The 19,250-nt window shown below is 60.6% G+C and carries 16 protein-coding genes; 11 read left to right on the forward strand and 5 right to left on the reverse strand.

The window, feature by feature from the left end:
- Positions 1–5: 5 nt before the first annotated feature.
- A complete protein-coding gene (locus FHT86_RS35250) occupies positions 6–710 on the reverse strand; it encodes a GntR family transcriptional regulator (RefSeq protein ID WP_133704520.1) in 705 nt (234 codons plus the stop codon).
- Between the two features lie 151 nt (positions 711–861).
- On the opposite strand from FHT86_RS35250, the gene FHT86_RS35255 reads away from it, so the two are divergent.
- Entirely contained in the window at positions 862–1,764 is a 903-nt protein-coding gene (locus FHT86_RS35255; RefSeq protein WP_133704519.1) for a dihydrodipicolinate synthase family protein, read from the forward strand.
- Between the two features lie 206 nt (positions 1,765–1,970).
- On the opposite strand, the gene FHT86_RS35260 is transcribed toward FHT86_RS35255, so the two are convergent.
- Positions 1,971–2,183 carry a hypothetical protein gene (locus FHT86_RS35260; RefSeq protein ID WP_133704518.1) on the reverse strand — a complete coding sequence of 71 codons (213 nt, stop codon included), beginning with the start codon at positions 2,181–2,183 and terminating at the stop codon, positions 1,971–1,973.
- 229 nt (positions 2,184–2,412) lie between these two features.
- Between FHT86_RS35260 and FHT86_RS35265 the strand changes: the two genes are divergently transcribed.
- Positions 2,413–3,942: a DUF1800 family protein gene (locus FHT86_RS35265; RefSeq protein ID WP_133704517.1), complete on the forward strand. Its 1,530-nt coding sequence runs from the start codon at positions 2,413–2,415 to the stop codon at positions 3,940–3,942.
- Positions 3,943–3,958: 16 nt separating this feature from the next.
- Entirely contained in the window at positions 3,959–5,143 is a 1,185-nt protein-coding gene (locus tag FHT86_RS35270; protein WP_133704516.1) for a DUF1501 domain-containing protein, read from the forward strand.
- A gap of 35 nt (positions 5,144–5,178) precedes the next feature.
- Here the strand turns inward: FHT86_RS35270 and FHT86_RS35275 are convergent, their stop codons facing one another.
- The 3 genes from FHT86_RS35275 to FHT86_RS35285 form a co-directional block, all read right to left on the reverse strand.
- Positions 5,179–5,757, reverse strand: a complete 579-nt coding sequence (locus FHT86_RS35275; protein ID WP_246779814.1) for a dihydrofolate reductase family protein — start codon at positions 5,755–5,757, stop codon at positions 5,179–5,181.
- Positions 5,758–5,803: 46 nt separating this feature from the next.
- Positions 5,804–8,830 carry a glycoside hydrolase family 38 C-terminal domain-containing protein gene (locus FHT86_RS35280; RefSeq protein WP_183869041.1) on the reverse strand — a complete coding sequence of 1,009 codons (3,027 nt, stop codon included), beginning with the start codon at positions 8,828–8,830 and terminating at the stop codon, positions 5,804–5,806.
- A 499-nt stretch (positions 8,831–9,329) separates the two neighbouring features.
- A complete protein-coding gene (locus FHT86_RS35285; protein ID WP_133704514.1) occupies positions 9,330–10,526 on the reverse strand; it encodes an MFS transporter in 1,197 nt (398 codons plus the stop codon).
- A 120-nt stretch (positions 10,527–10,646) separates the two neighbouring features.
- Between FHT86_RS35285 and FHT86_RS35290 the strand changes: the two genes are divergently transcribed.
- The 8 genes from FHT86_RS35290 to FHT86_RS35325 form a co-directional block, all read left to right on the forward strand.
- Complete coding sequence (locus FHT86_RS35290) at positions 10,647–11,477, forward strand: helix-turn-helix domain-containing protein (protein ID WP_133704513.1); 831 nt, start codon at positions 10,647–10,649, stop codon at positions 11,475–11,477.
- A 99-nt stretch (positions 11,478–11,576) separates the two neighbouring features.
- Positions 11,577–12,641 carry a LacI family DNA-binding transcriptional regulator gene (locus tag FHT86_RS35295; RefSeq protein WP_246779815.1) on the forward strand — a complete coding sequence of 355 codons (1,065 nt, stop codon included), beginning with the start codon at positions 11,577–11,579 and terminating at the stop codon, positions 12,639–12,641.
- 44 nt (positions 12,642–12,685) lie between these two features.
- On the forward strand, positions 12,686–13,930 hold the full coding sequence (locus FHT86_RS35300) for an ABC transporter substrate-binding protein (protein ID WP_133704512.1): 1,245 nt from the start codon (positions 12,686–12,688) through the stop codon (positions 13,928–13,930).
- Positions 13,931–13,994: 64 nt separating this feature from the next.
- The gene (locus tag FHT86_RS35305; RefSeq protein WP_133704511.1) at positions 13,995–14,912 is read left to right on the forward strand and encodes a carbohydrate ABC transporter permease; all 918 of its coding nucleotides are present in this window, start codon (positions 13,995–13,997) and stop codon (positions 14,910–14,912) included.
- Positions 14,913–14,938: 26 nt separating this feature from the next.
- Complete coding sequence (locus tag FHT86_RS35310; protein WP_133704594.1) at positions 14,939–15,802, forward strand: carbohydrate ABC transporter permease; 864 nt, start codon at positions 14,939–14,941, stop codon at positions 15,800–15,802.
- 25 nt (positions 15,803–15,827) lie between these two features.
- The gene (locus tag FHT86_RS35315) at positions 15,828–17,759 is read left to right on the forward strand and encodes a glycoside hydrolase family 127 protein (RefSeq protein WP_133704510.1); all 1,932 of its coding nucleotides are present in this window, start codon (positions 15,828–15,830) and stop codon (positions 17,757–17,759) included.
- A 1-nt stretch (position 17,760) separates the two neighbouring features.
- The gene (locus FHT86_RS35320) at positions 17,761–18,834 is read left to right on the forward strand and encodes a sn-glycerol-3-phosphate ABC transporter ATP-binding protein UgpC (RefSeq protein WP_133704509.1); all 1,074 of its coding nucleotides are present in this window, start codon (positions 17,761–17,763) and stop codon (positions 18,832–18,834) included.
- A gap of 117 nt (positions 18,835–18,951) precedes the next feature.
- A partial coding sequence (locus tag FHT86_RS35325; RefSeq protein ID WP_133704508.1) for a dihydrodipicolinate synthase family protein occupies positions 18,952–19,250 on the forward strand: 299 nt, incomplete at its 3' end.

Here is a 19,250-nt window from a genome sequence, read left to right on the forward strand (position 1 = left end):
CTGCCTCACGGGATCTCGATCGTAAGCGGACGCTCGAGATCCCGGGCTATATATTCCTGGATCTGGCGCACGATCTGCGCCGCATGGTCGATCGCCAACCGGTCCGCGCGGTCGATATCGCCGGCCTCGATTGCGGCGATCATTTCCTCGTGCTCGTCGACATATTGACGCGGCAAGCGATCGTCGAAAGTCGAATAGTAGAGACGCAGGATGCGCCGGCCCTCATCGAGCAGCCGTGCGAAGAACGTGGTGTAGTAGGGATTGCCGGCAAGTTCGGCGATGGCAACGTGGAATTCGCGGTTCGCCTCGATCATCCCGAAGGCATCATGGGCAGTCACGGCATCGGCGAATTCCCTTTGCCGGGCGCGCACGCGCTGCATGATCTTGGCATCCCTCCGCGCCGCCGCGCCGCGCGTGGTCACACGATACATCAGTGTCAGCGCCTCGAAATAGGTGGGCAGGCTGGCGAAATCGATCGTCGCGACAATCGTGTTGCGGTTCGGAAGCGTCGTCACCAGCCCTTCCCCGGCAAGCCGAAGTAGCGCCTCACGGATTGGCGTCCTCGACATCTTGAAGCGTTCAGAAAGCCGGACCTCGTCGAGCGGGCTTCCCGGCTCGAGCGCCATCGACAGGATTTCCCGGCGCAGAGCGGCATAGACGCTCTGTGTTCCCGAACCCCGTACCCGTACATTCTCCGTCTCGTTCCGCATCCGATATCCTTCTTCGCAACAAGCACGTTACTATTTCGTTTTGGCAGCTTTCAGCAATAGCGGGCGATCACCGCTTATTTGCCGTTTAACCATCCTTGAACTTTGTCGACAATTTGTATATAACGCAACGACTTTCGATTGAGGACCCAAAATGACGACTGGATGGAAGGGCGTATTCCCCGCCGTAACGACACAATTCAACGAGGATCTTTCCGTAGATCTGGCCGCGACGCAACGCGTCCAAGACGCGCTCGTCAATGACGGCGTCAACGGTCTGATCGTCATGGGAACCTGCGGCGAGAACAATTCGTTGGATCCCGATGAGAAGCGCATGATCCTGAAGGCGGCCGTCGAGGTGGTGAATGGCCGCGTTCCGGTTGTCACCGGCGTTTCCGAATTCGATACGCGCCGCGCCGCCGCCTATGCACGTGACGCCGAAAAGCTTGGCGCTGATGGTCTCATGGTCCTGCCGGCCATGGTCTATGTTCCGAAACCGGAGGAGCTGATCGCGCATTTCCGCGCCGTGGCGGAAGCGACTTCGCTGCCGATCATGCTCTACAACAATCCGCCGGCCTATCGCGTCAATATCGGCGCCGACGTGCTGCAAGCCCTCGCCGAAGTGCCGAACATCAAGGCCGTCAAGGAAAGTGCGCCGGATCCGCGCCGTTTCACCGACCTCATCAATGCTTTCGGTGATCGCTTCGACATCTTCGCAGGCCTTGACGACGTTGCGCTCGAAGGCCTGATGCTCGGTGCCAAGGGCTGGGTTTCCGGCCTCACCAGTGCCTTCCCGCAGGAATCGGTGCAGCTCGTCGCCGCTGCCGAACGCGGCGACTGGGAAGAGGCTCGCCGTATCTATCGCTGGTTCATGCCGCTCCTGCATCTCGATGCCGAGCATGATCTCGTCCAGTCCATTAAGCTTGCCGAGCAGATCATGGGCCGTGGTTCAGAGCGCGTCCGCATGCCGCGCCTGCCGCTGTCCGGCGCTCGCCGCGCCGAAGTCACCGCCATGGTCGAGAAGGCCGCCGCCACGCGTCCTTCGAAGGCCCACTAGGCCGGTTGATCCCGAATATGCGGAGGCCGGCGATCGCAGAAATGCGATAGCCGGCCTTTTTCTTGTCTGGAGTATCTCAGATCAGCGTCAGCATAATTGCTCTGTTGCCTCGTGGTGCACCAGTCTTGCGCGCAGAGACGGAGGGTCCCCAGAAGCCGGACACGTGTCGCATTAACGATTTTGGTTTTCGAAGCTTCTGCAGAATCCTAGTCGGCGTCTTCGGGCAACGCCTGGATATAACGCACGACACCATAGAAAATGCCGAAGAGAACAATCACGAAGACCGCATGACGGATGTCATGCAGCGCCGTGTGGTGATGTCTCACCAGGAGGGAAATCATGTTGTACACGGTTATGGCGAGCGCAGTCATGACTGTGGCCAGTAAAAGCGCCATGTTCCGATGCATAAATTTAACCATCGCGCACCTCTTTTCGCTTCGGCAAATAGAAGATAAATTGAGGAGGAATTAGGACGGATCGGACGTCCGCAAAAAATCCTATTCCGATCCACTCTCCCGCTCCTGTTGGACCCGCGACACACGCATGGGGATTACAAATTGTTCATGTCGGGAAAAAGCCACAATTTCTGAACTTTGCTGACGCAATTGCCTGCGAGCCTGTTCGAAATCGGTGACGCGGTGACAAGCGATGAGCCTTTCGTTTCAGACCATGGCAGCACTGCGGTTCGGCTACGGCTTCCGCCCCGGTGAAACCCCGCCGGCCGACAGGGATGCGTTGCTCGACCCGATGCGAGTGGGCAACGGCAACTGTCTCTTTCCAGTCGGCGGCATCGATGCGCGCCGCCAGGCGATCGGCAATGTCGCCGACCGTCTTCGCGACATCCGTTCCAGCGACATTGACGACGACGCCAAGCGCAATGAACAGAAAGCAGTCTTCAAGGAACTTCAGCAAAGCTACCGGCGCGATGCCGATGCGCGCATCGCGCAGGCGGTCTTCTCGCCGAACGGCTTCTACGAGCGGCTTGCCGGCTTCTGGACAAATCATTTCTCAGTGAGTGTCGACAAGACCCAGCCGATGAAACTCATCGTCCCCTTGTTCGAGGCCGAGGCGATCCGGCCCCATATCGGCGGGACGTTTCCGGATCTGCTGCGCAGCGCGACCCAACATCCGGCGATGCTGATCTATCTCGATCAGACGCAGTCGCTCGGCCCCGATTCTCCCGCCGGCATCAAACGCAACAAGGGACTCAACGAGAACCTCGCCCGCGAACTGCTGGAGTTGCATACGCTCGGTGCTGGCAGCGGCTATACACAGGACGATGTGCGCTCCGCCGCCATGGTACTGACGGGCATCACGGTCGATCGGCAGGCGGTCGAGGCCGATTTCCGCAAGGCTGCTGCTGAACCGGGCAGCCATCAGGTGCTGGGCGTCAGCTACGGCCGAACGCAACGAACCGAGCGCGATTATCTGCAGCTGCTGGACGATCTGGCACTAAACCCGAAAACAGCGGCGCACATCAGCCGCAAGCTCGCGGTCCACTTCATCTCCGACACGCCGCCGCAAGCGATGATCGATGCCATGGCCCAGGCATGGCGGAAGACGGACGGCGACCTGATGGCCGTTTATGGCGCGATGCTTGATCATCCAGCTGCCTGGACGAACGAGGGAGCCAAGGCCCGGCAGCCTTTCGACTTCGTCGTGGCCGGCCTGCGGGCGCTCGATCTTCCCAAGAACACGGCCGCAGGCGCAATTGTCGATCCGCTCGCCGATGACGAGGGCGGCGGGCAGGCAATGGCCGACGATAGTCCATCCGTCCCAGTCAACAGCTCCGCTACGCCTGACAAGACAACCGATCCGCCGGATCCGCAGGAGGCAAGACGCCGTCAGGCTGCGATCGACGCAACCTTCTACGTGCCGCGTGGCCTCGGTCTCTACGCGTTGCAGCGCATGGGACAGCCGGTCTGGAGGCCGCCGAGTCCGGCCGGCTTTCCCGAGGGTTTCGACGCTTGGATCAATGCCGGCGAGCTTTCCGAGCGGATTTCCTGGGCGCGGCGCGCGATCGGTCGTTACGGCAAGCAGAAAGATCCACGGCAGTTTCTCAAGGAGACGCTCGCGGATGCCGCCCGCGACGACACGATCCGGGTCGTGTCGCAGGCGCCAAACAAGATGGCGGGCCTGACGCTGGTGCTTGCCTCGCCCGAATTCAATCGCCGCTAGCGCGAGGAGCATTCCCATGGCAGATGACAAGGCCTTCCCGCTTTCCCGCCGCGGTTTCCTCGCTTCCGCCTGCTGTCTTGCGGCTGCGCCGATCTTTACGCCGGTGACCTTTGCGGCCATGCCCGGGGACAACCGTTTCGTGACCATCGTGCTGCGCGGCGCCATGGACGGGCTCGATCTGGTGCAGCCTTACGGCGAGGCATCCTTCGCCGGCTTGCGGCCGGATATCGCCCTTGCTCCCGAGAAGGGGCTCGTCGATCTCGACGGCTTCTTCGGCCTGCATCCGGCCGCCGCGGACCTGCTTCCGCTATGGAAGGCTAAAGAGCTCGCCTTCGCCCATGCCGTCTCGACGCCATATCGAGACGCCCGCAGCCATTTCGACGGCCAGGACATGCTGGAATCGGGCGGCGATCACGTCGCCGAGGAAAAGACCGGCTGGCTGAACCGCGCACTCGCGACCATTCCGCGCTCGACGACGCACAAAGCGATCGACATCAGCACCTCGACCGAACTGATCCTCTCCGGTCCCAATGTCGTCGACGTATGGGCCTCGGATTCCAATTTCGGCATGGGTGCGGACGAGATGCAATTTTTGACACGTCTTTATGCCAACGATCCCGCTTTCGCCAAGGCGATGGATGAGGCAACGCGCGCCGACCAGTCGGCGAAGATGGGTGAGGCGCCGGGCGCCAAACGCGGTGAGCAGATAGCCGATGTCGCGGCGCTTGCGGCCAAGATGCTATTGCGTGAATACCGTATCGCCAGCTTTTCCATCAACGGCTGGGACACTCATGTGCAGCAAGCGGCCCAGTTCCGGAAAGCGGCTGGTGACCTGACGCAAGCCGTGCTGACATTGAAGAACACGCTCGGCCCGGATGCATGGAAGACGACCGTGGTTCTGGCGATGACTGAATTCGGCCGCACCGTCCGCCAGAACGGCTCCGGTGGTACGGATCACGGTACAGGCGGCTGTTGCCTGCTGGCGGGCGGTGCCATCAATGGCGGCCGCGTGCTCGGTAAATGGCCCGGAATTAAAGACGAACAGCTCTTCGAGGACCGCGACCTGATGCCCACTGCAGACGTGCGTGAGATCGCGGCCGCAATGGTTTACCGCCAATTCAATGTTGGCGCCGACGACCTGACCTCGAAGATCTTTCCTGGCCTGAGCTTCGATAGGTCTTCGCAATTCCTGAAGGTCTAATTCCTCGACGTGCTCATGCTGGCTCTCCCCGACCTTCAGGTTGACATCGCGGACCGCCTATAAGCCAGGAAGACGCGGCCGTTCTGGAACGTCTTGGATCGCGACAAGGTCCACATTAGTTTGCCGCTCGCACCCGCAAACTGGCTTTTGCCCGAACCCAGCACCACCGGGCAAATCAATAGCTGCACTTCGTCGATTAACCCGGATGCCGTCAACTGCGCCACGATGCTGCCGGATCCTAGCACGGTCAGGTCCGGCCCCGGCGTCTGCTTGATCCGCGCCATCTCTGTTGCGGGATCGCCCGCCAGCAAAGTGGTGTTGGACCAGTCCACCGTGTCGAGAGTGCGAGAGAAGACATATTTGGGTGCCTCGTTCATGCCCTTGGCCACTTCGGGCATGGCCTTGGCCGCCGCCGGCGTAGGCCACCAGTTCACCATCATCTGATAGGTGACGCGGCCGAATACCAGAGCATTCGTGCCCTGTGCGTTGCCTTTCGTGAACTCTATCAATTCCGGATCGCCGGCGCCTGCTTGGGCCCAAGTGTAATCGTTGTTTGCGTCGGTATAGTAGCCGTCCAGCGATACATTGTTGAATACACGTATCTTTCGCATCATGGCTCTGTCCCTCTAGAGTTATCGGGCCGATCGCCGCAACCAACCGTCACGCCCGCGTCATCATCCAGCTTCTGACCTCGAAGGGCAGGATATCCGGACCGGCATCGCGCGCGGCCGGCTCCTCCATCAAATTGACAGCCTCGCTGATCGTCCAACCCTCTGCCGGGGTGACGACAAGTCCGCCGCGCCGGCCCGCCGGTTCGTAGACGCGCAGCACGAGCCCGCCGCCATCTTCGGCCGGCTTGATGGCTGAAAGCGCCACCGGTGTGCCTGTCACGGCGATCGGAGTGAGAGTCGTCTCTGCGAGATTGACAGCGGCCGTGACGATCAGCGACTGGTTGAGATCGTCGGCCTCCTCACGCACGCCGCCTGAATGCCATTCGCCGGCATGCGGCAGCAATGCATAGGTGAAACGCTGCTCGCCCTCATCCGCCATCGGATCGGGATAGATCGGCCCGCGCACTAGGCTGATGCCAAGCACGTTGCCGCGGGCGCTATGGCCGTATTTTGCGTCGTTTAGCAAGGCGACACCAAAATCCGGCTCGCTGAGATCGATGAAGCGATGGGCGACTGCCTCGAACATCGCGGCATCCCAGCTCGTGTTCGTGTGCGTCGGGCGGCTGATAACACCGTAAGCGCATTCGAATGTGGCGGTGCGGGCGCGCGTCGCGACTGGACTCAGCGAGCGCAGCAGGGTGCGACGATCATGCCAGTCGATACGGGTCTCGATATCCAGCCGCTTGGCGTTGGCGGTCAGGACATAGTGCTGCACGATGGCGGAATCGCGATAGCGATGGACAACCTTGATCGCGGCCCGATGGGGACTGTTCTCGACAAGCTCGATGCTTTCTGGCTTGTCCAAACGGATTCCCTTTTCAGCATAGTCCGCGTCGATGTCCCAGGCGTCCCAATTGCGCGGCTTGTCGACGGGATAGATCCAGAGCTGATTGGCGGCTTCCGCCAGTGCCTCACGGCCGGTCGCCTTATGCACAAGGCTCTGCACAGCGCCATCCGCGCCGATGATAGCGGCGAGATGCTCGTTCTCCAGCCGGCTCGCTTCGGCACGCAATCCGCCGGCCGGCTTCAATGCAGCTCGGTCGAACACACGGATGGAAAGCGGCGAAACGATATCGCCGGTGGAAAGGATCGTGCCGTCGGCTAGAACCGCGCGTAACGGCCGGGCATCGAGAGACGGATTGACGACTACGAGAGCGTCCATAATGCCGCCTTTCGGGAGGGCCGAAGCAATCGCGTCCATGGCATCCTTCTGAAGTGCCTTGGCGTGATCGATAACGCCGGAAAGCTCGCGCTCGGCGTCCTGATAGACCTCGTTGATGCTCGATCCGGGCAGGATATCGTGGAACTCGTTTTTCAACGTTATCCGCCAGTCAGCTTCCAGGCTCTGCGGCGCGGCGCCACCGATCATGTGGGTGATCGACGCCAGGGTTTCGGCCGTGATCAACGCCCGTTCCGCCCTGCGGTGTTGCCGCTTGACACCGCTCTGGCTGGTCAGCGTCGCACGATGCAGTTCGAGATAGATTTCGCCGGACCAGGCGGGAAGACGCTTTTCCTTAGCCGTACGATGGGCACTCGTAAAGAAATCGGCGACCTTGCCCCAACGGGCCTTCGGAATGGCGGGGAAATCGCGCAGCTGCACTTCACGCTCGACCATCTCCGGCGTCACGCCGCCACCGCCGTCACCATAGCCGACCGCCAGGAGCGAGGTGTCGTGCAGGGTTTTCGCCCGGAAATTCTTCCAGGTCGGCATGAAGCAATCCGGCTGCACAAAGCCGTTATAGCCCTGCATCGGATTGTCGAAAGTATGCGCCAGCACCCGGCTGCCATCCAGACCTTCCCACCAGAAGAGATCGTAGGGGAACCTGTTGGTTTCGCTCCAATTGACCTTGATGGTGAAGAAACTCTCGATGCCGCCCTGGCGCAGCAATTGCGGCAAGGCGCCGGAGAAACCGAAGCAATCCGGCAGCCAGCAGATCGTGTGACGGGCGCCGAAGGTCTTTTCGAAATAGCGCTGGCCGTAGAGGATCTGCCGCACCAGGCTTTCGCCCGTCGGCATGTTCGTGTCCGGCTCGACCCACATGCCGCCGATTACTTCCCACGAGCCTTCAACCACCTTTTCCTTGATGCGCGCGAAAAGCTGCGGATCGTCAGCCTCCATCTGCGCATAATAATGCGCGGTCGACTGGTTGAAACGGAAATCGGGCGAGCGGTCCATCAGCGACAGCGCCGTGTGGAAAGTCCGGCGCATCTTGCGGCGGGTCTCGTCATAGGGCCACAGCCAGGCAAGATCGATGTGAGCATGGCCGGTCAGCAGCAGTTCGCCGTTTTGCGGATAACGTTCCTGCAGCGATTTGAGACGGGTAAGCAGGCCGTCATAAGCAGCAGCGGCGGTCCCACGTTCATCCTCGGACAGACCCGGCGGGTTTTCCATCAGCTCGGGCAATTCCCAGATCTTTTGTTGCCATTCGGCGTTCGCCGTGCGGGAAATATAAGGAGCCGTGGCGGAAGGCCAGTCCAGGCTGCGCAGCGCCGTCTCTGCGGCATCGAGCAGATGCGGCACCACATCGTGATCATCAAGCGCTTCGATCGCCTCAGCTACCTGCCGAAGTGAAAGATTCAGCCGATGTGCGGGAATGTCCAACCAGGCGAGCCGCGCTCGGTTTAACTTCGGCTGGCGGTTCGGTTCGCCGAAGGGGAAGCGGGCAACGCTGTCCGTTGTGATCGAGAAATTGCGGTCCTTGAGCGGGAACTCCTGGTGGTAGGGATCAAGGCCGAAGCTCTCGCTCTTCCCTCCTCCATAAGCGAGCGTGATCAGGCTCTCACCGCCGAGATCGAGCTGCAGGCGCGTTTCCTCCAGCGGCCAGTCGGCAGGCACGTTCGCTTGCGAGGCGAAATACACTATGCCTTTGCGATGCGGCCAGGCCTGACCGATGGCTATATCCTCGCCTTCGAACGTCCAGTTATCGATCGCGAGTACGGCGCGCTCGCGCCAATGACTGAGCTCTGCAATGCGTACCTTCAGGCGGTCTAGGCGCTGCGCGATGGTGAGCTGCATGGCATATCCTATATGGTTGACGCCAAGCGGGCACCGCGCCGGCGGCCGTGGCGTCGAGAATGAAACATTGCAAGGCAAGAAAAGTGATGACGGGCCGGCCCTACCAGGCTCAGGCGGGACCAATCGGCAAAGCCAAATAGCTGCCGGAGATGCATCCCGTCACGGGAACTTTGATATTGGCGCTCATTCGACAGTCTCCTCCTCCTGCATGACGCAGGCATAGATTATGGCGAAGAGCAGGCTGATGACCAGTCTCAAAATGGAAGCGAAATTTCGGACTTGGCTTTCCGCACTGAGCGGCCAGGCGACGTTGTTCCGGCGGACCTCAGTGTACGATAGGGATCGCCGGGCCGTTATTCCCGACGATTGCAGTCTCACCCCTGCAGCCGGAACGCGGATTGACCGATCGCTCCGGCCGGCAAGCTGCGTCGACGCGACGCATGACGGAAATAGCGCACGGTAAGACATTCGGCGGGGCGGCAAAGCCCCGCCTCTCTCGTCAATGCCTCGGTATGCGCGGCAAAAAGATCGTGAACAGACCGAGCAACGGCAGATAAGAGCAGACCGTGTAGACGAAGGAAATCCCATGCGTATCGGCGAAATCGCCGAGAAACGCCGCACCAAGTCCCCCTGCCCCGAAGGCGAAGCCGAAGAAGATGCCACCGATCAGCCCGACGCGTCCGGGGATCAGCTCCTGCGCGAAGACCACGATGGCCGGGAAGGCCGACGCAAACACCAACCCGATCACCACCGTCAGGACGCAGGTCCAGAACAGGTTCGCATAGGGCATCATCAGCGCGAAAGGAATGACGCCGAGGATCGAGAACCAAATGACGAAGCGCGCTCCGAGACGGTCTCCGACCGGGCCGCCCATGATCGTTCCGACCGCGACCGAACCGAGAAAAAGGAACAGCATCAATTGCGCATCGCGAACGTCAAGATGGAACTTGTCGATGACGTAGAAGGTGAAATAGCTCGATATGCTCGCCATGTAGACGTTTTTCGTCGCCGTCAGCAGGATCAGGATCGCAAGAGCCCAAATGGCCTTGTTGCGCGCGATCGGCAAGGCGCGGCTGGGAGCCGGGCGCGCGGCATGCTGGCGGCGATGGCTGATGTACCAGGTGCCGACCCAGCTCAGGACGATGAAGCCGATCACCGCCAGAACCGAAAGCCAGGCGACGCTCGACTGGCCGTGCTGGAGCACGAAGAAGGCGGCAATCAACGGCCCGATGGCAGAGCCGGCATTGCCGCCGAGCTGGAAGAGCGACTGCGCCAAGCCATGGCGTCCGCCGGATGCCAGCCGCGCGACGCGCGATGCTTCAGGATGGAACACCGCGGATCCAAAACCGATGAGGCTGGCAGCAATTAGCAATGTTTGGAAGCTGCCGGCATAACCGAGTAGGACTAGCCCCAGAAAGGTACTGACCATGCCGACCGGCAGGGAATACGGCATGGGCCACTTGTCGGTGACGATGCCGACGACTGGCTGCAGCAGTGACGCCGTAATCTGAAACGTCATCGTCAGCAGCCCGATCTGAACGAAATCGAGCGCGTAATTCTCGCGGAACATCGGGTAGAGCGACGTCAGCAGCGATTGCATGATGTCGTTCAGAAGATGGCAGACGCTGACCGCCACCACGATTGAAATTGTCGTCTTCTCAAATCGGGCCTGCGTGCCCGAAAATGCCGCAACCATTGAGGATTCCTTCCTGCGCCGACCGATTCCTTTCAGCCATGCTATTTGATCAGCCTTTTACACGGCTTGCGGGTGACCTTCTTTCGTGTTTTGGTCCAGTTCTTTCGCGATCGGGCCAAAATGGAAAAGCTCTCTCAACAGTTGCTGGCGACACTCGAAAAAGACCACGAGCAAAATATGCTCTGGATGGAGGAATCGAATGCTGGCGTACTCGTCCATAGCTCAGAGCCGCCGCAGGGTTACACGGTTCCCTGGCATCATCATCGCCGCACACAATTGCTTTGCGTTTTCGCCGGCGTCGTCTTGATCCTGACGACCCGTGGCCGATGGATGGTGCCACCCGGCCATGCCTTGTTCATTCCCGCTGGCCTGGAACACTCCGTCGAAATGTTGAGCGATGTCAGCATGAAATCGGTCTACGTGACGCCGCGCGATCCAACCCTGCCGGACGAGGCACCCCGCGTCCTCGAAGTGACAGATCTTGCGCGCAGTCTGCTGCTTGAAGCCATCCGACTTCGGGAAGCTCCGCTCGGAAATCGCAAGGCCGAACTTGTCCTTTCCCTCCTGATCGAGGAGATTTCGACGCTCGATGAGCGCCCGCTCGGCCTGCCCTTCCCGTCCGACCGGCGGCTGGCAGCACTTTGCCGCGACTATCTGGCAAACCCGACGCCGAATGCCCGGCTGGACGATTGGGCCGAGAAGCTGGCAATGAGCCGCCGGACCTTTACCCGGCAATTCCGCAAGGAAACCGGCATCAGCTTTACCACCTGGCGTCAGCAGGCGAGCGTCTTCGCTTGCCTGCCGCAACTTGCAGAGGGACAGCCGGTGACCAACGTCGCGCTGGAGGCCGGTTATGAAAGCGTCGCCGCCTTCACCACCATGTTCCGACGCATGCTCGGAACCTCGCCGCGCACCTACATGGTGAACCGCTGGTCTTTCGACCGGCACTAAAAGTCGCGCAAATATTCGGAACGTTTACAGCCAAAGACATCATTCTCCGGGCATGATCAAAAAAATTTGAGAAAAGCTTTTCTCTCCTTGACTCTTGAGATGAGAAAAGCTTTTCTCACGGCAAATGAGGTCGGGAGAGGACATCTGGAAAATCAGCGTGTTAGAAGCGGTCGGGTAACGATTCACGATGTTGCCGCTGCCGCAGGTGTCAGCATTTCGACCGCATCGAAAGCGTTGAACAATACTGGGCGGATGGGCGACGATACTCGCGAACGGGTTAAGCGGGTCGCGACCGAAATTGGTTTTCGGCCGAATGCCTTGGCCAAGGGTCTGCTCAGCAATCGGAGTTTCACCATCGGTCTTTTGACCAACGATACCTACGGCCGTTTCACTCTCCCTGTGATGGCCGGCATTACCGAAGCGCTCGTCGATCACGGGGTTTCGGTGTTTCTCTGCACGATCGAAGACGATCCTGCGCTCGGAAAGGTTCATGTGGACGCCATGCTGGACAAGAGCGTCGATGGCATCATCGCTTCGGGAAAGAGGATCGACCGCCGGCTGCCGGTGGATCTGTCCAACCTGCCCGTGCCCGTCGTCTACGCGTTCACGGAAGGGACGCCCGGTAGTGTCGCCTTTTGCGCCGACGATTTCCAGGGTGCCGCCCTTGCGGTCGAATGGCTAATGGGTCTCGGCCGCCGCCGGATCGCCCATGTCACCGGCCCGGAAAGCTTCTTTTCCGTGCGCGAGCGAGCCAGGGCCTATCGCAGCCTCGCCGGTGATGTGCTGCCGGTGATGTACGGTACGTGGTCCGAGGCCTGGGGGCATGAGGCCGTTGCCAAAATATGGGATGCGCCCGGATCGAAGCCCGACGGCATTTTCTGCGGCAACGACCAGATCGCCCGTGCCGTGGTCGATGCCTTGCGCGAGCGCGGCGTGCGCGTACCGCAGGACGTCTCTGTGGTCGGCTTCGACAACTGGGAGATCGTCGCGGCCCAAACGCGGCCGCCGCTGACGACGGTCGATATGAATCTCAAGGCGCTCGGGCGGGAGGCCGGGCTGACGGTTCTGGCGCTGGCGGAAGGCCGCGCCGTCGAACCGGGGATCAGGACATTGCCGTGCGAATTGGTCGTGCGGCAGTCGTGTGGGGGAAACCCCGATCATTAGTTGAGGAAAAGGGGCAGACGGAAATGCCCCATGGGAGGAGAAACATGATGAAGCGACTTCTGGCCGCGACCGGCCTCATATCTCTATGCCTAATGTCTGGCGCATCCGCCGCCGAAAATATTACAATGTGGGTGCGTAGCGGCATCGGCGATTCCTTCAAGAAGGTCGTCGAAGCCTATAATGCCAGCCATGACGACAAGGTCACCATGACAGAGGTGCCCTTTTCCGAACTCGTGCAAAAATACGCAACCGCGATTGCGGGCGGCCAGGCGCCGGACGCTCTGTCGATGGACCTCATCTATACACCGGCCTTTGCCGCCGCCGGTCAGTTGGAAGACCTGACCGACTGGGCCAAGAGCCTGCCCTATTTCAATTCGCTCTCACCGTCGCATGTGAAGCTCGGCACCTATCAGGATCATATCTACGGCCTGCCGCTCTCGGTCGAGACCTCCGTCTTTGCCTGGAATAAGGACCTCTACAAGAAAGCCGGTCTCGATCCCGAAAAAGCACCAACGACCTGGGACGAAATCGAGAGCAATGCCGAAAAAATCCGCGCGCTCGGCGGCGACACCTACGGCTTCTACTTCTCCGGCGGCGGCTGCGGCGGCTGCATGATCTTCACCTTCACGCCGCTTGTCTGGGGCGCGGGCGCCGACATTCTTTCGGCCGACGGCAAGACGGCGACACTCGATACGCCGCAGATGCGCAAGGCAGTCGATATCTACCGCACCATGGTCAAGAAGGATCTGGTGCCGGCGGGGGCGGCCAGCGACACCGGCGCCAACTTCCTCAGCATCAGCAACGGCAAGATCGGCCAACAGAGCATCGGCGCCTTCTCGATCGGCACGCTGATCACGCAATATCCAGATATCCATTTCGGCGTGACCCTCATACCCGGCGTCGACGGCAAGCCGTCCTCCTTTGCCGGCGGCGATAACTTCGTCATCACCAAGGGCACGAAGAAGCTCGCGGCGGTCGAGAAATTCCTCGAATATACCTATTCGCTGGAAGGCCAGAAGATCATGGCGAAATATGGCAGCCTGCCGACGCGTGGCGATATTGCCGACCAGGTGCTTCAAGGCCTCGATCCACGCATGCAAGTGGGCCTGAAAGCTATTTCTATCGCCAAGACGCCCTATACGCTGCAGTTCAACGATCTGATCAACAGCGCCAACGGCCCCTGGGCCGGCTTCACCAACGCCGCAATTTTTGGAGACGACGTCGACACGGCCTTCTCCAATGCGCAATCGGAAATGCAGTCGATCATCGACAACGCGCAGCAGCAATAAGCCACATCAGACCGGGAGGCTTAAGGTTTCCCGGTCCTCCCCACCAAAACATCAGGAGCATTCCATGGCCGGTCCCGGAGCTGTTGGAGCACTGCGGCGCCGCAAGCGGCGGCGGCGTGCCGGTTGGCACGGATTTCTCTACATCGCGCCGGCCATGGCGCTGGTTATCGTCTTCTTCGTCCTGCCCGTCCTCTTTACCGGATGGATGAGCCTGCACAACTGGCCGCTGCTCGGCAATCCGCGCTGGATCGGCTTTGGCAACTATACAAGGATGGTGTCGGACGTCCGCTTCATGGCCGCGCTGCGCTTCACCGCTTATTATACCGTGATCGTCACCATCGCCATTTTCGCCGTCGCCTTTCCCCTGGCGTTTTACGTAGAAAAACAGCGGCCTCTCGTCGGCTTCTACCGCACCATCATCTTCCTACCCGTCGTCGTCGGGCTGGCGACGGCCTCGCTGCTCTGGGTCTGGCTCGCCAATGTCGACAGCGGCTTTTTCGTTCCGGCAGCGCTGGCGCTCGGACTGGTCGACAAGAAACCGAACCTGCTCGCCGACTTCGACATGGCCTTTGCGACGATTATCGTGATGGTGGTCTGGAAGATCGCCGGCTTCACCATGATCATCCTGCTCACCGGTCTGCAGGCGATCCCTTCCGAGCTGACGGAGGCGGCCCGCATCGACGGCGCCAGACGTTGGCAGCGCTTCCGCTTTCTGACCTTGCCGCTGATGCGCCGCACGATTGCGCTTGCCCTAATCATCTCGATCACCGGCTCGGTGCTCGCCTTCGACCAGTTCTACATCATGACCAGCGGCGGACCTCAGAACCGGATGATCTCGGTGGTCTACTATATCTTCAACCAGTCCTTCGTGTCCTTCAATCTCGGCTATGGCGCGGCACTATCGATCGCCCTTCTCGTCATTCTCGTATTGATCAGCATCGTCCAGCTCTGGCTGCTGCGCGTCGGGGAGGATCGCCCGTGAGCATCACGAACTTGAGCACCACGAACGTGACAACCGCCAAAGAGCGTCGCGCCCGGCGGAAAATGTGGAGTGCTGTCAGCTATCACGGCGTCGGCGTCATTATCGTCATCTTCTTCTTTGCGCCCTTTGCCATCGCGCTGCTGTCATCGTTCCGGCACGGCTCGGAGGCAAGCCTGCCGCCTCTGCCGCCCTGGCCGACATCGGGCTTCAGCTTCGATGCCTATCGCGCCCTCGACGGTTTCGGCGCCGGTGTCGTGCAGCACACGCTGAACTCGCTCTTCGTTTCGGTGGCGACGGTGGTCCTGACGGTCATGGTCAGCCTGCTCGCCGGCTACGGTTTCTCGCGCTATCAGTTCCCGTTCAAGGGTGCCTTCTTCATCCTGATCATCGCAACGTTGATGATCCCCTTCCAGTCGATCCTGACGCCGCTCTTCATCATCCTGGCGAGGCTCGGCCTCAACAATTCGCTGCTCGGCCTGACGCTGGTCTATGTCACCCTCCAGCTACCCTTCTCGGTCTTCATGATGCGAAACGCCTTCGACGCCGTGCCGAAGGAGATCGAGGAAGCAGCCCGTATCGATGGCGCACGCGACCTGAAGCTTTTGTTCCGCGTGTTGCTGCCATTGGTGCTGCCGGGTGTGGCAACCGTTGCGATCTTCGCCTTTCTCAATGCCTGGAACGAATTCCTGGCAGCACTGGTGCTGCTCTCCAGCAATGAGAAATTCACACTGCCGGTGCTGATGATCGCGGTCAGGACCGGGCGGCTCGGCGCGGTCAATTGGGGCGCGGTCCAGGCCGGCATCGCCGTCATGACCATCCCCTGCGTCATCGTCTTCCTGCTTCTGCAACGCTATTACATGCGCGGTCTGATGGCCGGCGCGGTGAAATGAACCTCAAACGAAACGGATGAATTCCATGTCAGCCAAGCAAAATCGCCAATTCCGCCCCCTGCCCGTTCCGAATGTCGAACTTCACGGCCTTTTTGGTGCCCGTCAGGAAGCGATCTGCAACTCCACCGCCGCCACCTTGCTCGACCGCTGCGTCGAGGCGGGCATGGTCAAAGCAATTGACGTCGGCCAGCCGGGCCCCGGCATTATCCTCCCGCTGCAGACCTGGTCGGGCTCGACGCAGATGTTCTGGGATAGCGATCTCGGCAAGTCGATCGAGACCATTGCCTATTCGCTCTATCGCCGCCCGAATCCGGAGCTTGAGGCACGCGCCGATGCGATCATCGACATGTATGAAAAATTGCAGCAGGAGGACGGTTACCTGAACGCCTGGTTCCAGCGCGTCCAGCCTGGCCGCCGCTGGACCAACCTGCGCGACCACCACGAACTTTATTGCGCCGGGCATCTGATCGAAGCCGCCGTCGCCTATTACCAGGCGACGGGAAAGCGCAAGCTGCTCGACGTCATGAGCCGCTTTGCCGACTACATGATCACTGTTTTCGGCCATGGCGAAGGTCAGCTTCGGGGCTATTGCGGCCACGAGGAGGTCGAGCTGGCGCTGGTCAAGCTCGCCCGTGTCACTGGCGAAAAGAAGTATCTCGATCTCGCCAAATATTTCATCGACGAACGTGGCCAGCAACCGCATTTCTTCACCGAAGAGGCGCTGCGCGACGGCCGCGATCCGGCGAAGTTCGTGCAGAAGACCTATGAATACAATCAGGCGCATCAGCCGGTGCGCGAACAAACCAAAGTCGTAGGTCATGCGGTGCGCGCCATGTATCTCTATTCCGGCATGGCAGACATTGCCACGGAATATAATGACGACAGCCTGACCTCGGCGCTGGAGACGCTGTGGGACGATCTGACAACCAAGCAGATGTATGTCACCGGCGGCATCGGGCCAGCGGCTTCCAACGAAGGCTTCACCGACTACTACGACCTTCCGAACGAAAGCGCCTATGCCGAAACCTGTGCCTCGGTCGGCCTGGTCTTCTGGGCGAACCGCATGTTGGGGCGCGGACCGAACCGGCGTTACGCTGATATCATGGAACAGGCACTCTATAACGGCGCAATGGCCGGGCTGTCGCTCGACGGAAAAACCTTCTTCTACGAAAACCCGCTGGAAAGCGCTGGCAAGCATCACCGCTGGACCTGGCATAACTGCCCCTGCTGCCCGCCGAACATCGCCCGCCTGCTCGCTTCGATTGGCTCCTACATGTACGCAGCTGCCGATAGTGAAATCGCCGTGCATCTCTATGGCGAGAGCAAGGCCCGCGTCCCGCTCGCAAGCGGCGTCACGGTCGAACTGGCTCAGGAGACGAATTACCCTTGGAACGGCGCCATCCGTTTCGCGGTCAATCCGGACAGCCGCGCCCGCTTTGCGCTTTCGCTGCGCATTCCCGAATGGGCTGCCGGCGCGACGCTTGCCATCAACGGAGCTTCCGTCGATCTCTCCTCGGTCACGGTCGACGGCTATGCTCGCATCGAGCGGGAGTGGCAGAGCGGCGACAAGGTCGATCTCAACATTCCGCTGATCCCACGCACTCTGTTTGCCAATCCCAGGGTGCGCCAGGATGCAGGACGCGCGGCGCTGATGCGCGGACCGCTGGTCTATTGCGTCGAAACCACCGACAATGGCCGGGATCTCAACGGCATCTCGCTTGCCGGAGATCCGGTATCGGCGCAGACGGCAGAAATTGCCGCGCTGGAGGGCGCCATTGCGCTCGACATTCCGGTCAAACGCGATGAGGCTGACTGGGGATCGGACCTCTATCGAACCACGCCGCCGAAGAGCCGCTCCGCCACCGCGCGTTTCGTTCCGTATCATCTATGGGACAACCGCGAACCGGGTGAGATGCTGGTCTGGATCCGCGCCGATCAGACGCAACACGGAGCCTGACATGGCGAAAAACAGCATGAGGCTGACCGGCGTCCGCAAGAGTTACGGCGGGCTGGAGGTCATTCACGGTATCGATCTCGAGGTGCAGGAGGGTGCATTCGTCGTCTTCGTCGGCCCGTCCGGCTGCGGCAAGTCGACCCTGTTGCGAATGATTGCCGGGTTGGAAGAAGTGACCGATGGCGAGATTGCCATCAAGGGCCGGGATGTCACCGATCTCGACCCATCGGACCGCGGCATCGCCATGGTCTTCCAATCCTATGCGCTCTATCCGCATATGAGCGTGCGAGAAAATCTCGGTTTCGGGCTGAAAATGGCCCGGACCGATGCCACCGAGATCGAGGGACGCGTCAAGGCCGCCTCCGCCATCCTCAAGATCGACCATCTGCTGGACCGCCGCCCGGGCCAACTCTCCGGCGGCCAACGGCAGCGTGTCGCCATCGGCCGAGCGATCGTGCGCAAGCCGGATGTCTTCCTGTTCGACGAGCCGTTGTCCAACCTTGACGCGGAACTGCGTGTCTCCATGCGCATCGAAATCGCCCGGCTGCACCGCGAGCTTGGCAATACGATGATCTACGTGACGCACGACCAGACCGAAGCGATGACGCTCGCCGACAAGATCGTCGTGCTCAGGGACGGCAACATCGAGCAGGTCGGTAGCCCGCGCGAGGTCTATGAAGATCCGGCCAATATCTTCGTCGCCGGCTTCATCGGTTCGCCGCGCATGAACATGATCGAGGCCGAATGGGCCTCCGATGGCTCCGCTAAGGTCCCTGGTGGTTCGATCAAGACCGATATACGTCAGGCCCGCCTCGCGCCCGGCGACAAGCTGATGCTGGGCATGCGCCCGGAACATCTTGTCGTGGCATCCGATGGCGATGATGCGGTCCGCGTGACTGTCGATTTCGACGAATATCTCGGCGGCACGCGCTATCTCTATTGCCAGACGGAGGACGGCCAGAACCTGATCGCTGAATATCGCGAGGGTCCCGATGTTCAGCGCGGCGATACGCTCTATCTGCGCTGCACGCCAGAAAGACGCCGCTATTTCGACGGACAGGGAAACCGCCTCCGCTGAAGCACATCGATGTCAAAGTGACGCTGCCTAATCGTTTGACGAACAACGAAAATTGTGACGATGTTTGCCGACGGAGCCGGACCATGTGTTGCGGCCTACGAATTTGGAGGCGGCTAAATGACCAGACTGACGGAAGACGCCAAGGGCGTCTATGTGATTGCCGTAACCCCGTTTGGCGATGACGGTGCGCTCGACTTTGCCAGCATCGACAGCATGGTGGATTTTTATGAAAGTGTCGGTGTGACCGGGCTGACGGTGCTCGGCCAGCTTGGGGAGGCGCCGAAGCTGACGGCGGAGGAATCGCGCACCGTCGTCGAGCGCGTGCTGAAACGGCTTAATGGCCGTCTGCCGGTCGTCGTCGGCGTTTCCGCGCCGGGGCTTGCGCCGATGCAGGAACTGGCCGAGGCGGTGATGGA

It is taken from the genome of Rhizobium sp. BK313 (assembly GCF_014193655.1).
Lineage (GTDB): Bacteria > Pseudomonadota > Alphaproteobacteria > Rhizobiales > Rhizobiaceae > Rhizobium.